This is a genomic window from Microcystis aeruginosa LEGE 91341 (assembly GCF_015206885.1).
Taxonomy (GTDB): domain Bacteria; phylum Cyanobacteriota; class Cyanobacteriia; order Cyanobacteriales; family Microcystaceae; genus Microcystis; species Microcystis aeruginosa_H.
Genome location: NZ_JADEXY010000002.1, coordinates 13,741 through 28,374, shown reverse-complemented (window position 1 = coordinate 28,374; position 14,634 = coordinate 13,741). Strand labels below are relative to the sequence as shown.

At 42.8% G+C, this 14,634-nt stretch carries 8 protein-coding genes and 2 pseudogenes; 5 read left to right on the top strand and 5 right to left on the bottom strand.

Annotated features, from left to right (window positions below):
- Nucleotides 1-136 precede the first annotated feature (136 nt).
- From IQ234_RS00600 to IQ234_RS21880, 3 genes and pseudogenes are all read left to right on the top strand, one after another.
- Entirely contained in the window at nt 137-709 is a 573-nt protein-coding gene (locus IQ234_RS00600) for a Uma2 family endonuclease (RefSeq protein WP_193955630.1), read from the top strand.
- A gap of 259 nt (nt 710-968) precedes the next feature.
- Nucleotides 969-1,136, top strand: a complete 168-nt coding sequence (locus tag IQ234_RS21885; RefSeq protein ID WP_416209664.1) for an undecaprenyl diphosphate synthase family protein — start codon at nt 969-971, stop codon at nt 1,134-1,136.
- Nucleotides 1,126-1,484 (top strand): annotated as a pseudogene (locus IQ234_RS21880) (AMP-binding protein); the annotation flags it as partial. The gene IQ234_RS21885 and the pseudogene IQ234_RS21880, both read left to right, overlap by 11 nt.
- A gap of 61 nt (nt 1,485-1,545) precedes the next feature.
- Here IQ234_RS21880 and IQ234_RS21875 read toward each other — a convergent pair.
- Nucleotides 1,546-2,624 (bottom strand): annotated as a pseudogene (locus IQ234_RS21875) (IS4 family transposase).
- A gap of 236 nt (nt 2,625-2,860) precedes the next feature.
- On the opposite strand from IQ234_RS21875, the gene IQ234_RS00575 reads away from it, so the two are divergent.
- Nucleotides 2,861-3,088 (top strand): hypothetical protein, encoded by a 228-nt coding sequence (locus tag IQ234_RS00575; RefSeq protein ID WP_193955629.1) that lies wholly within the window; start codon nt 2,861-2,863, stop codon nt 3,086-3,088.
- A gap of 84 nt (nt 3,089-3,172) precedes the next feature.
- Here the strand turns inward: IQ234_RS00575 and smc are convergent, their stop codons facing one another.
- Together smc and IQ234_RS00565 are read right to left on the bottom strand one after the other, a co-directional pair.
- Nucleotides 3,173-6,703: a chromosome segregation protein SMC gene (gene smc / locus IQ234_RS00570; RefSeq protein WP_193955628.1), complete on the bottom strand. Its 3,531-nt coding sequence runs from the start codon at nt 6,701-6,703 to the stop codon at nt 3,173-3,175.
- A 173-nt stretch (nt 6,704-6,876) separates the two neighbouring features.
- Entirely contained in the window at nt 6,877-7,146 is a 270-nt protein-coding gene (locus IQ234_RS00565; RefSeq protein ID WP_193955627.1) for a YciI family protein, read from the bottom strand.
- A 321-nt stretch (nt 7,147-7,467) separates the two neighbouring features.
- Between IQ234_RS00565 and IQ234_RS00560 the strand changes: the two genes are divergently transcribed.
- The gene (locus tag IQ234_RS00560) at nt 7,468-8,715 is read left to right on the top strand and encodes a vanadium-dependent haloperoxidase (RefSeq protein ID WP_193955626.1); all 1,248 of its coding nucleotides are present in this window, start codon (nt 7,468-7,470) and stop codon (nt 8,713-8,715) included.
- Nucleotides 8,716-8,789: 74 nt separating this feature from the next.
- Here the strand turns inward: IQ234_RS00560 and IQ234_RS00555 are convergent, their stop codons facing one another.
- Nucleotides 8,790-9,302, bottom strand: coding sequence for a PEP-CTERM sorting domain-containing protein (locus IQ234_RS00555; RefSeq protein WP_193955625.1), 513 nt, complete (start codon nt 9,300-9,302; stop codon nt 8,790-8,792).
- A 55-nt stretch (nt 9,303-9,357) separates the two neighbouring features.
- On the bottom strand, nt 9,358-14,049 hold the full coding sequence (locus IQ234_RS00550) for an ExeM/NucH family extracellular endonuclease (protein ID WP_193955624.1): 4,692 nt from the start codon (nt 14,047-14,049) through the stop codon (nt 9,358-9,360).
- Nucleotides 14,050-14,634 lie beyond the last annotated feature (585 nt).

Genomic DNA, 14,634 nt, shown 5'->3' with positions numbered 1-14,634 from the left:
CCATTCTGTCACATAACTGTAATACAAATATTACAAGTGACAATCAATGATCTATAAGTCTAGCGAGATTGAGTCCAAGAGCGATGATTCCCAAAGGCTATAATTCAGTTATTCGAGGATAGGGAGCATGGGGACGATGGTGACGAATCCTAATTTTTTTTATGTCTCTCCAGAAGTGTATCTAGAAGGGGAAAGAGTCAGTCCGATCAAGCACGAGTACCGAAAAGGACGGATTTATGCGATGGTAGGCGCAAAAAAGCCCCATATTGTCTTAAATACAAATCTAGCCACTTTATTGAGTATCCATCTCGATGATAGTCCCTGTCTTGTTCTCACTTCCGATATCAAAGTCCGGTTAGAGGAGGCAAATTGTTATTATTATCCCGATATTGCCGTGGTTTGTGACGAGAGAGAGATTAACAATACTGATGATTTTATTCTTTATCCCGTTCTGATTATTGAAGTATTATCGAAATCGACGGAATCCTTTGATAGGGGTGATAAATTTAGCGATTATCAAACCTGTCCCACCTTAAAAGAATACATTCTTATTCATCAAAACGAGATGAAAATTGAATGTCACCGTCGCGAGGATTCGGGAGTTTGGCAAGAACAGATCTATGAAGCGGGAGATGAGGTAGAATTTACCAGTGTAGGATTCCGGGGATCGATCGCTTCTATCTATCGGAAAGTCCCCGGTTTGATATAATTACAATTATTTTTTGACATCGCACTTTTATGTTCCTAGGGATAGGGGTAGATCTGTCTCCCTTTGCCTAAAAGCTGACTTTGCTCTTGTCTGTCAAAGGCTAAATATTAAAGCTTCTCTGCTCTATTTAAACAAGTCAAAACATCGTGATTATCGAGAATATTAAAACAACAGAACCAGAAAATTCTAGACAAAAACTTTCAGGATGACATCGCCTTATTTGGCTATATAGCGTTTCCTAAGCTAGTGAGGTACGCCTATTTTTCTTCCCTTTTGCCTAAAACCCATAACTTTTGTACCTCATCAGACTGAAAAACGCTATAGTGAACTCTACTTTACAAATACCTTCTTTCCCGATCTAACTCCGGCAGATATTGAAGAAGCTATCCACTGGTTTCAAAATCGCGAGCGTCGCTTTGGAAAATAGGATCAAGCAAATTAAACCAACTATGATCCTTGAGTTCAAATTAGGTTCAATGACTCAATCTATTCATCAATTATTTGAACAGCCGGTACAACGCACCCCTGAAGCTATGGCGCTGATTGGGAAAACTGGCCAATTAGCTATGAAAGCTTAAATCAAAAAGCCAATCAACTGGCCCATTATTTACAAAAATGTGGGCTAAAATCGGAAAGTCTTGTTGGCTTATCTGTTGAACGTTCCCCGGAAATGGTGACAGCGCTTTTGGCTATTCTGAAAGCCGGATGCGCCTATGTTCCCCTCAACCCCGACTATCCCCCGGAGCGATTGGATTATGTAATACAAGATGCAGAAACGTTGAATCCTGTAATAAAACTTTACATTGACAAGCATAATACCCCTATAACATCAAATTTTAAGTTGAATAGACAATCCTCTGGAACCAGTGCACATAGCTAATATGTTGACACATGAAACTCTGTAAATAGCGCAGTTTGTCTAATAAGCTTTTCCCAAATCCTTCTTCAATATCTATTAGCTGTAGAATCAGATAAGCGATAATGCATCTATAGAGCTGTAGGCGGATTCCGTTCTCGTTTTTAGTGATTAGATTATCCAACTTTAGACGCATTTTTAAAAATTTCCACAGCAGTTCTATTTGCCATCTTTGGATGTAAATTTTGGCCACTTCTTCATTGCTAACTGCTCCTTCTCCTTCTATAGCAAAAAATGGGTTATTTAGGACGCTTTCAATTTTCAAACTCTTATCGGTCAAGGGTTTCAGCGATTGATTGTCCTAACCACCCCGATCTTTGCTATAGAAGTAAATCTGTCGCCAGCCGAAATTATGTTTTATGTTTGACTTTCTAGGTCGCAAAAAGCGACTACTCTTACTTCTATTTTTCTTTTATCTTTTCCGAGTTTACACTTGCAATTTTCGAGAATATCTAGGCTAATATTATTTTTCACTCTCAAGACAAAATGCTGGTCACTACTCTCTAATAATTCGGTAATTTTTTGATTAGAAGTAAATCCTCTATCCATTAGGCCAACTCCATTTACAGGAATTGCTTCTATCGTTTTTCCTCCTTCTTTTGAGTCATGACCTTGACCAAAATGGATGAGGATTCCGACCACCTCTGTTGTGATACTATTCAGACCAGAGAATAGTTTTACTTGATGCCATCCCTGGGACCATAGTAGTTTACTGGTTAAGCTAATTATTGTTGAGTCAATAGGAAATAAAGCTCGCGCATTCTCTATTCCTTTTTTGGCAACTAAACGCTTATTTAATTCGACAATGACTTTCTCAAACGGACTTGTTTCTCTAATTTTGCTTGCCTGAGAAAATGTGGATAGATTTACATTAATTCCTTGCAGTACCATTCGACTGCATAAGTCCCTCATACTGACGATGCTTTTATCTAAAGCAAAACCAATCCAACAGGACAAAAATGTAAAAGTGTCTAAAGCGGGGTAGTCATTTTTAGGCAGTGGTTTGAGAAGCTATAGCAAAAAATGGGTTATTTAGGACGCTTTCAATTTTCAAACTCTTATCGGTCAAGGGTTTCAGCGATTGATTGTCCTAACCACCCCGATCTTTGCTATATTTTATGAGTTTTGAGAAATTCGTCATCAGGGCAAACTCCCTATTATGAGAGTAATAAGTTGTCTAGATTCTATCTATAATAGCATTTTTTGTCTGACTTTTCTCAACGTTCAACACTTCTGTGTTTGCAGGTTTTATTGTTTTAATTGCGGACAAAAAATATCATGATATTCGATGGCTTTTCCCTAGATTAAAAAAGAGATATGAAGATATTACTGATGATACTGTCAAGTGTCAAGAAATCGACTGGGTAAAAAAGGTAAAAGATATTCTAGAAGCTAAATATCGAGAACATCGTAGCTCTCTGCTAGGCTTAAAAATAAAGATGATAATTGAATATTTTTTTTAGTTCGTCTTAACTATTTAAGCCGTTAAGTATCTAAATTTCCCAAGTGATCTAAACTAGACAAGGATATGGGAGGATAATTTTTTCCTACACTTTAATTCCTAGTACCTGTGTATGGGTTCCCCGCGCTTGGGTGACACCAATGGTTCTTTCGGAAGCTTCAATCATCGGCCGACGCAAACTAACGACAATAAACTGCGCTTGTTGGGCTTGTTTTTGAATCATTTTAGCCAATTTTTCTACATTGGCCCCATCTAAAAACATATCTACTTCATCAAAGGCATAAAAGGGAGAAGGACGATATCTTTGTAGGGAAAAAATAAAGCTTAAAGCGGTTAAAGATTTCTCACCCCCAGACATGGAACTTAATCGCTGTACGGGTTTTCCTTTCGGATGGGCCACCAGATTTAAGCCACCATTAAAGGGGTCATTTTCGTCTTCTAGTTGTAAGTAACCATCACCATCGGACAGGGTTGCAAATATGGTTTTAAAGTTTTCGTTAACGGCAGTAAATGCTTCCTGAAAAGCATTAAATCTGAGGGTGGTAAAGTTTTCTATCCGCAAAAGTAGTTCGGTTCTTTCTCCTTCTAGAGTTTGCAGTTTTTCTGATAGTTCATCTAATCTCTCTTTAGTTTTTTGGTATTCTTCTAAAGCTAACATATTCACAGGTTCTAAAGCTTCCAATTTCTTTTGTAACTGTCGAATATCGCTTTGAATTTTCTCGAAATCTCTCTCGCTTTCGGGAATTTCGGGCAAGGGATTTGGTAAGTCGCTTTCTAATTGACTAATTTCTGTCTGTAAAGTGGTTAGTAATGCTTGTCTTTCCTCTTGATTGTTGACTAACTTTTCCGATTGCCAGATGGCCTGTTGTTGTTGGTTTTGTTGTTGTCGCAAAACTGTCTCTAATTGGTCTCTTTTTTGCTTGGTTTCCCCTAGTTGTCGGGATAATTGCTGTAAAGCTTGATTGATTTCTAAAATATTGTGATCAAGTTTTTCTATCTCTAGATTACCGATATTTCTCTGATTAACTGCATCGGTGATTATTTTCTCAATCTCGGTAATTCTATCCGCAGACTCTTGACTTTTTTCCTCTAGTCTGATCTGTTGATTTTGTAGGTCTTTTAACTGTTCGCGGACTGTCGCGAGGTGATTTTCTTGGGTTTGTAACTGCAATTCTTGAGCGCGAATTATTCCCTGTACCTGTTGCCATTCGCTATGGGTATGATTGGCCTCTAAAGCAGTTAATTTCTCCTGTTCTTGCTGTAAGGATAACTCTAACTCAGGAATTTCTCTGGTTAATACTTCTAACCGTTGACGAGAAATAGTAATTTCCTCTTGCTGACCCGATAATTGACGGGTTAAATCCTCTTTTTCTGTGGTTAAACGTTGTAAATCCTTGTTTAATTGTTGTAGAGATAATTGATTTTCCCGATGACTTTGACGGGTTTCGGTTAACTGTTGGGTTAACTGACTGATAAGATGATTAACTTGGGTAATTTTTTCTTCGTTGCGGGTCAGAATGCGATCGATTTCTGCTAATCTTTCCCGTAGAGATTCCGCTTCACTAGACTCCTTGGCAGAAATTTTACCAAAACGCAGCCCCGATCGCGTCGGTTGGCTGCCTCCGGTCATAGCGCCAGTCATCTCTAATAACTCGCCATCCAAAGTAACAATGCGATATTGATTGATATAATAACGGGCAGAATCTATATCCTCGAAAACCACCGTACTGCCAAAAATATAGTTAAAAACCTCCCGATACTGGGATTGAAACTTAACCAAATTCACCGCTAAATCCAGATAACCCCGCGCATGACGCAGAGAGGAAATATCTTGGGGACGGGGGGGACGAATTTTATTCAGGGGTAAAAAAGTGGCCCGACCGATGCGACGCTGTTTTAGTAAGGCAATTCCGGCAGCCGCAACACTATCATCTTGGACGACTACATGACCTAAACGACCTCCGGCGGCGATTTCAAGAGCAATTTGATAACGTTCCTCTACTTCGCCCAATTGTGCCACTAATCCGCAGATTCCGGGCAAATCTGACTGTAATAATATTTGAGTGGCATAGGTTCCCTGGGCCTCCTGTTGCGCTTGCTTAGTCGCTTCCAGTTTATCTAATTCTCTCTGTTTGTCCCGTTGTTCCTTGAGCAGACGTTTTTGGGTGTCCTGACTGATAACGTGATTTTGTTCGGCAATGGTGAGTTTTTGGGCTAAATTTTGGATATCGGGTTCCGCTTGATTAATTTTTTGTAATATTTCTTGACTTTCTTCGGTTTTTGTGCTAATAACTTGCTCTAATTCTTGCAGACGTTGACCAGCTTCTACTATATTAGTTTGCAATCGATCGCATCTTTCGGTCAATTGGGCCCGTTGGCTACGGTAGGGGTTTAATTGTTCCTGAAGACGGGTAATATTGCGGGAAAGGTCACTTTGTTCTTTTACCCAAGCTTCTGACGCTTCCGCGAGACTACTTGCTTGCAGACGATGGGTTTCTAGGGTTTCCCTTGCGGTTTGGGTTGTCCGTAGGAGACTGGGTAAAATTTCAGTTTCTAAACGGCTTTTTTCAGCAGTAATCTGGTTTAATTCGAGATTATAGCGATTAATTTCCTCTGAAAGTCTGGTTTTCTGTGCCTGAGATTCTTTTTCGAGGTTTTCTAACTCTTTTTGTCTTTGTTGCTGTTGTTGTCGTTTGGCCTGTTGACTCGCTAATCGGGAAGTCAGGGACAGGTGTTCATCTTCCCCAAAAGCTTTGACCTGTTGATTGAGTTTCTCTAATTCTTGACTATTTTGGGCGATTTGTTCGGATAAATTGGCGATAGTCTCCGTTAAAACCTGTTTTTCCCTTTCCCCAGCTTGAATTTGTCCTTGTACTTGCTGGCAGCGCTGCTGGAGATTTTGCCAATGGAGGACAATTTCCCATTGTTGTTTTTCTTGGACTTGGGCCTTGAGTTTTTGGTATTTTTCGGCTTTAATGCGATCGAGTGCTAATTTTTCCAGAGATTTTTGCAATTCTGTGGCAATAATTTGGCAGCGTTCTTCCCTTTCTTTAACCGAATCGATATTCTCCTTAGTTTTCTCAATTTTGCGGTCAAATTCGGCTACTCCTGCCAATTCGTCGATAATTTCCCGTCTTTCCTTAGCATTCATGCTGATAATTCGGGTTACGTCTCCCTGTAACACCACGTTGTACCCTTCGGGATAGATGCGTAAACGGTTTAATTGGTCGTGAAGTTCGCTAACCGTACAGGTTTCCCCATTGATATAGTAGGTAGAAGTATAGCTGCCACCCTTAGCCACTTTTAAGCGTCGGGAAACCGTCCAATCCCTATCGGTTGCGTCAGGAATATCGGCAATATCAAAAGTCACCGAAACACTCGCTTCCGAGCTATGACGTTGACTGTTATAGCTATGATTGACTAAATCCGGTAATCTTTCGGCCCGCATTCCCTTGGAAGTAGCTAATCCCAAGCAAAATAACAGTGCGTCGAGGATATTCGACTTTCCCGAACCATTTGGACCAGAAACCACCGTAAACCCCGGTAAAAAGGGTATAGGAGTTGTTCCCCCGAAGGATTTGAAGTGTGAGAGTTCGACCTTTTTGATGTAAACCATGGCAATAAGCAAAAAGTAGGCAAGCTATCAGCTGTCAGCTGGAATCGATAAGGGATAACTCCGGTTTATCCTTGACAATATCCTCAGACTTGACCGGAGATGAGTTTGATTAGTTGCGTAGTTGGAAAATTTTATGACAACACCCTTATAGAAAAATATAGCTGATAGCCCCCTTAGATGGCTTGAATCCATTCTTTGACTTGGTACTCTGTCCAGATGCCATTTTGCCAGTAGGGATCCGCTTCGATTAATTCTCGCACTTCTGACTCGCTGGCTGCCTGATAAATTGCGAAAACTTGGCTTAAATCTGCCGTTGGTCCGATAGTAACGAGAATTCCCCGTTCTTTCTGTTGATTTAATCCCTCTAGATGCGCTTGACGATAGGGTGCGCGTTTTTCCACCACGTTTTCACAATAACTACCCCAGACAACAAATTTCGGCATATTTGACCTGTACTCTCTTGATCTGTTGCTATTTTACGATCGAATCGTCAATCAGACTAAATCGCTATAGAAAAGTGGGAAGTAGGGGGGTTTTCGGTTATCAGTAAACAGTCATAAGTGAACTGAACAGTCAAATCTGATAAGTAATAACTGCAATAGTTAATTTTTGTAAAAAGTAGTTGACAAATTGCCAGTGCTTTAAAGTGGGATTTACGTCACTTAACTTCTTGTTAATAGCCTAAACTTCTATGGTTACTGTTGAACTTATTGAATAGACTGGGGCTGTTAAGTCAAAGTTGCGATATTAAAGGAGGTAACGATATGAACGTAATTATCGAGTGGAATGACGTTTTTTTAGAAACTATTCGGAAAATTGGTGGCGGTCCGACACCGATTGCCCGGGCGGGGGCGATGTTACAGGTGGCGATGTTTAACGCCATTAATGCCCTTTCGGGGAATTTATACAGTCCCTATCCTAGCAATTTAAAGTTAAAGCCTGATCCCGGTACTTCTCCTGAAATAGCGGCGGTTTATGCGGCCCATCGTATTCTTAGCCGGATTTATGTCAATCTGACCATGACTTTTAATACTGCTTTGGATACATCCCTGCAAAGATTAAACGTGGTTAAGATGTCCGATGCCGATACCAAAGGTAAAACGTTTGGGCAGGCCGTGGCCGATTCCATTCTCACCCTGCGTCAGAATGACGGTTCTGACCAACCTCCCCTGTATAAACCGGGTAATCAGCCGGGGGATTGGCGACCAACAGGATCCGGGGATGCAGTCGCCCCCCAATGGCCAGACGTGACTCCCTTTGTCATGACTTCTGGGAGTCAATTTCGGCCGCCCTTTCCGGGTAACTATGCTAATAAAATCGACCTTCTCCGTAGCCCTGAATATGCGGCCCAGTTTAACGAAGTCAAACTGTTAGGGGCGGCCAATTCCTCTGCGCGTACTGCTGCACAGACTAGAATTGCCTTTTTCTGGGCGAATGATGTGGATGGAACCTATAAACCCCCCGGCCATCTGTTCCGCATTACCCAAATTGTCGCCCAACAAAGAAATTTATCTCTACTGGAAACAGCGCGTTTATTTGCCCTAGTGGGTTTAGTCATGGGTGATGCCGCTATTGTCGCTTGGGATGCTAAGTACCGGCTACCGATTAATCTCTGGCGACCGGAAACAGCGATCCGTCTGGCCGATCAAGATGGTAATCTTTTAACCGAAGCTGATCCCAATTGGCAACCCCTATCAATTAATACCGCCGGTCAGCGTTTTAGTCCCCCTTTCCCTGCCTATGTTTCTGGTCATGCCACTTTTGGGGCAGCCCACGCTGGGATTATGCGTAATTTCTTTGGTACTGATAACGTCACTTTTACCGCCGACACGGACGATCCTAACGCCGAGGGGATTAAACGCACCTATAATAGTTTTAGTTCGGCAGCTTTGGAAAATGGACGCAGCCGTGTTTATCTGGGGGTTCACTTCCAATGGGACGGTGACCACGGTTTCTGGTCTGGTACACAGTTGGCTGATTTTGTCTATGCCAAAGTTTTACAGAAAGTTTAGGTAGAGTAATCGATAAACTGCGCCTACTCATTAGTTTGAGGTAGGCGTTTTTAGCTAAGGAAGTCTCAAATTAGTTAGGGACTTTTGCGGAGGACAAGACCGATTCCTCCTAAAGTAATTAAACCGATAAGCATAGAAGGTTCAGGAACTTTGCTAAAAGTTAGGCTACCTTGTCCTCCAGCACCCAAGCGAGGAGTATAGGTAAAAGCCGCTTCACTGAGGTTAAACAATCCGCTAGTCAGGGCAAAATTAGCGATAGGAAAGAAGGCATTAGTAGAGGTGACACTATAATCGATGCCAAGAAAAGTCCCATCGAAATAATTAGCCACAGGGTTGGCATCGGCCGAAGCGAGATTAAAGCTATGGTCGAGGAGAGTAAAACTAATATTGGTCAAGGGGGTAGATTCAGAACCTACGCCTGTAATCCCCGCATCATCAAAACTGGCCCAACCGGAATAAGTCCCCGTCAGACTTCCAGAAGTTATTGCACCCTGAAAATTGTAGGTAATATTTGCCGCTTGTAAACTATTGACATTGACAGCAAAATATGCTAGGGCTAAACCTGTGATTACAGCAACTTTATTCATGGAAATTACTCCTTAAAAAAAACTTTGGTGGGCATTGATAGCCCACCAAAAAAAACTAGAACAGGAAATTATTGACGTTATTCAATTGCGCTACGCTGACGTTATTGAGTAGGGCAAAAGATAAAGGACTTGCGGCAGTTCCAAAACCATCAGTATCGATATTGAGAACCGTACTACTACCACGAGCAGTAAAAGTGATATAACCATCAGCAATGGGATTACTGCCGGTGTAATTCAAACTATTAAGCAGTTGCGTGAGAACAATTTTGTCGCTGCCGACGGTAAAATCAGTGATAGTATCACTGCGATCGCTCAAACTGACATAAACAAAGAAATCATTACCACCTAAACCAGTTAGGGTGTCGCGACCTTGAAACCCGACTAAGACATCATCACCGCTAGTACCCACTAGATTATCAATGCTGGCCGTACCCGAACGAGTGGAACGCAAAACTTCATCGCTGCGGAAATTGAGGTTTTGCAGACGGGTATCAAATTCTCTGCTCACATCTTCCCCTAAAAAGGGTTGATTGAAGAAATTCGCCCGTAAATACTCCGCAAAAGCGTCCTGTTCCGTACCATCGGGGGCAAAAGTTGCATTTCCAGTGAAGTTGGGTGTACTGCCTAGCAAATTGACGCGATTGCGCTGGGGAATGGTATAACCATCTCCGCCATCAAGAAGAAAAGAAAGCGTCACCATGCGGAAGCTACGATTAGCATCACCGACAATTGCGCCATTTTGCACCACCACATCGATAACTGTGCCGTTTTCATCCTTGATTACCAAAGATTTTATCCGACTGCCGGCGGGGTCATCAAGGTGGAAACTGAAGGCCATTCCTCCCACTTGCGGGAAACGTCCTTGGGAATTAGCAGGGTCGTTTGTACTAGCCGCCAGGCCGTACTCCAAAATCCCCTTTAATTCACTAGCGGTGACAGTGGTGAGACTGAGGGAATTATTAAAACTGAGGGCATTTTTAATCGCTACTTCCGAAATTCCCCCGGCCGGTTTCACTCCGGGTACTTCTTCTGGTGCTACCCGTACTGCTTCCGTACCGGTGGGAACGATGATACTGCCAATGCTATTGCGAATACCACCGCCATTTTTCAGGGAAATAACCACGTTAGCATCGGTTTTTTTGGCCTCAGCTAGGTTAGCATCGGCGGTAATATTGCCGAGGTTGGTTTCCTGTTGGCGAACTCCATCTAATCCTGTCCCCGACCGTTGACCGTTGAGGAAAACTCGCGTAAAACCGAAGAAATTGCCTTCTTGAGCGTTAATAACCCCTCTGAGGGCATTGGTAATCCCCCGAATTTCGGGGTCTTCTAATCCTGTTCCCCCCACTTCCGTCACTCCTTGGGCATCGGTGGCGTAAGCACCGCTAATATTGGGATTGTAGCTTTCGGGAATGATATGACCACTGCTATCAAAATCGAGAACTAAGCGTCCGACGTATTTATAATTGGCATCGGTATTAACTACCGCTACCGGTTTTCCCTCTGGGTTAGTTTTAACAATGGGGTAAACGCCCTGGAAGGTGTCTCCGGCGCGTAAACGGTCATTTTCGTCGGTTAAACGAGTATGGGAACCACCAGCAACGATAATATCGACATTGCGTAAACGTTCCGCTAGGGCCTGTTCGATCGATAATTGTTGCATATGGGCTAACAACACGACCTTATTCATCCCCGGATTAGCGGCCAAAAGTGCATCGACGGAAGCTTGAATAATGGCCGCTAAAGCATCAAGGTCATTTGGATTAGCAGGAGAAACTCCCACGTTACCCGGACTGGAAATTGAGCGTAAAATCGGGGTAGTTGCCCCAACAATGCCAATTTTCTCGCCATCGGGCAGAGTAATCACCGTACTCTTAGCGATTTTATTAGCAATGGTACTCGCTTCCTGACCATCGGCAGTCACTAAACTGGCTAAGTTGGTATCGGGGGCAAAATTAAGATTAGAACTGAGATAGGGGAAATTTGTACCCGGATAGTTGCCATTGGCAAGAATTAGATTACGGACAACTGCTGTACCTTGGTCAAATTCATGATTACCAAAAGCGTTCGCTTGTACTCCCAAATTGTTGAGAATCTGGATATCGCCGCGGCCAACTGCCCCGAATACCTGTTCGCTGGCCCCAAAAAATAGCCCCGGAATGTAGGCATCTCCAGACGCAAGGGTGAGGGTATTGGCAAAACCTGCTACACCATCGTTATCGATGTCCTGCTGTCGCAAAGCATTTAACACCGCACTCATGCGCGGGGCATCATCAAGGGCTGAAATTCCGCCTTCGTTGTCGGAAAAATGGAATAATTGCAGTTTAAAGGGTTGAGGTGTGCTTAAATCTAAACCAATTAAAACGGGATCATGATCGCTGGTACGATAGGGGTTAACTTGGTAGAGTGCAGAGGGGTTTAAGGGAGGATTGGAGGGATTTTCCCCGGGGTCAACGATATTGTCATCGTAGTCAAAAACACTAGGTTCATCAGCGTTAATGTGCCATTCCGTCACTCCCGTTACCTGGGAGGCTAAACTAGCATTAGCGAGAGCGTGGTCGAGATAACCAGCTTGTCCATCGAAAACGTAGGAATAAGCGTTAATACCCCCAAATTGATTGACTAAGTTTGTATATCCGGCGGATTCGAGCGCTCGAATTGGGTCTTCTTGGGCGTAGGCATTGAGATCTCCGATAATTAAATAATCCCTATCACCGCTATTGGTGGGGTCTGTGGCTATCCAATCCCTTAAAGCTAAGGCCGCATTGGTGCGACTGGCATTCCAGAAACCTTGACCATCCCCTCGATCGAAGTTAGGATCACTTGTATTAGTTAAACCCGATTGACCTTTTGATTTTAGGTGATTGACGACTAAATTAAATTTGGCACCGGTATTGACTTCTTGGAAGGCTTGTGCTAAGGCGGGACGATTGCGAGTATCATCGAAACGAGGATCAACGCTACTGTCTAAGATCTTAAAATCACCTACAGGGGTCACTTTAGCGGGTCGATAAATCAATCCCACCTTAATCGCATCAGTGCCAATTGTACCTGTGGGGATAAAAGCGTAGGTTCCTGCACCTGCAACGGCATTTAAAGCGTTAACAAGCTTAGATATCGCCCCATCGCCGTTATTTTCCAATTCTATCAACCCGAAAACATCGGCATCAAGACCGATAAGCGCCGTGACTAATTTCTCCTCTTGACGCTGAAATTCGTTGATACTATTGGCACCCCGGGCATTATTAGTGCCATCGGCGATGGTGGTAAAGTAATTAAGGACGTTATAACTGGCAATTTTTAGCCTACCCCCCACATTAATGGGGGTTTCTGAGCGATTATTGACCGCTTGGAAGTCAACACCCTGGTTATTCTGGACGCGATAGACTCCGAAACGTTGGTCTAAAACTCCGGTTAATCCCGTTACTGTGTCCCCGGCCCGTAAAATGTTACTGGTACTGAGGGGATTGCCAACACGTCCGAATAAAGTGGTCGGGAAAGTGAGATTACTACCATCATCTAGGGTAATTCGTCGCAGATTATTACTCGCTTGTAAAGTATTGGCATCTGTCCCCGGATTGGTAACGTTAGTGGGTTGCTGTAAACGTCCCCCGGAGGATAAAACCACGCTACCAAAACGACCAAGTTGGAAATATTCGGTTAAAGAGAGATTTTCGGAGAAAGTTGTCCGCATTCCCTCAAAAGCTTCTAAAACTTGCGGTTGAGCATTCGCGTTCGAGAGATTACTAATAGTGGCGGCCGTGGGTAAGGGATTATTATTAGAAATAATTAACGCTTCCGTGATGCTGCTCAGTTGGGTTAAGGATACCCCCGCGTTACCAAATTCACTAACTGTTCCTGTAATTCTAACTTTATCGCCGATAGTAACGTTAATAATCGGGATATTGCCTTCAAAAATAAATAAACCTTCGGAAGTCAGAGGATTACTATCGCTGTCGCTATCTTCCTCCTGGAGATAAAAACCACTTAATCCCGCATTACCCTGGAAATCTCCCACCACGATCGCCTCTACAGTCACCAATTGATTTAAAATTGGACTGACTAAACCCGTGCCTTGAATTTCATGGATTTTTACGAGGGTAGGATTGGGCAGAACAAATGTACTGAAAGCGGCTAAACCAGTCACGGCAATATCATCAATTGCGTATTCATCGCGATTACCGCTACCACTAACATCATCTCCTGTCCAACGCAGAAAAAAATTACTATTAGCGGCGATACTTAATCCAGAAAGGGTAATAGAACGAGTTACCGACTGCCAACCGGAACTGTCCAGATTACCCGGGGTGATAAAGTCTAAACTGCTAACAGCAGTAAAAATATTTCCGTCCCTAGAATAGGAAAAATTGAGAGAATTGGCCCGATTTTGGTCGTTGCGAAAGCGGATGATATAGGAAAGAGTAATCGAATCCACTAAGCTATTAGTGACATTCTGTAAGCGTAGGGTGATAGCGCCGGGGGTAAAATCATCTCCTGTGGGTTGTACCCCAAAAGCATTATTTCCCGAAGCGACGCTGAAAGCATAAACTCCCCCAGTGGTGACAGGGTTAGATGTCTGTCCTCTGGCAAAATCTCCTAAAGAAGTACGGGTGTCCCCATAGGTCATGCTGCCATCGGAAAGACCGGAAATAATCCAAAGGTCGGAATCTAGCTGACCTAGACTCGGAATCGGGGCGAATCCCGAACCAGTAAAAGTATTAAAATTTTCTGTAAAGGTAGCGTTACTCATACTGTAGTGATGAAGATGCCTTTACTACCCTAGAGTTCAAGGATTAATGACTGGTAAACTCTCCTTTAATGACCCGTAAACCTTTGGTTAAAAGAGATTATTCGTTAAATTCTAGCCTTTTTCATAAATATGAAGTATAACGTTAACGATAGCCAAATTGCACAACGAATGAAATCTTATGCAGTAGAGTTCCGTCAGAAAATCCTAGACTTGTCATTATAACTAACCCATCTCTCCAAGACAATTAGCGAAAAGATTCTATATTTATTCGGTTATCAAATCCAGTTTACAAGCTTCCGGGTTAGTAGTAACCACTTCAGTGGTTGTTTAACTAGGTCTTGCTGAATAATGGTAAAACCCTTTTAAAATAAGGCTTTTGACCTGCTAAAATCCGATGTTCATGCTGCGAAAATAGGATTAAGACCTTCAAAAACCTTGTATTATCCTTATTTAACTACACAAACTGGTACAAAAAAAAGAGGACAACAAAGCCTGAAACGACTGGCTACTGACTCCTGACTCCTGACTCTTAACCCCACCAACAAACTTTTTCAGCAGCCCCTAACTAAGAACAAGAGGAAAGGC

Excerpts from the sequence above, each read along its gene's own strand:
- IQ234_RS00600 (WP_193955630.1), top strand. The coding sequence starts at position 137 with ATGGTGACGAATCCTAATTTTTTTTATGTCTCTCCAGAAGTGTATCTA.
- smc (WP_193955628.1), bottom strand. The coding sequence starts at position 6,703 with ATGGTTTACATCAAAAAGGTCGAACTCTCACACTTCAAATCCTTCGGG.
- IQ234_RS00565 (WP_193955627.1), bottom strand. The coding sequence starts at position 7,146 with ATGCCGAAATTTGTTGTCTGGGGTAGTTATTGTGAAAACGTGGTGGAA.
- IQ234_RS00560 (WP_193955626.1), top strand. The coding sequence starts at position 7,468 with ATGAACGTAATTATCGAGTGGAATGACGTTTTTTTAGAAACTATTCGG.
- IQ234_RS00555 (WP_193955625.1), bottom strand. The coding sequence starts at position 9,302 with ATGAATAAAGTTGCTGTAATCACAGGTTTAGCCCTAGCATATTTTGCT.
- IQ234_RS00550 (WP_193955624.1), bottom strand. The coding sequence starts at position 14,049 with ATGAGTAACGCTACCTTTACAGAAAATTTTAATACTTTTACTGGTTCG.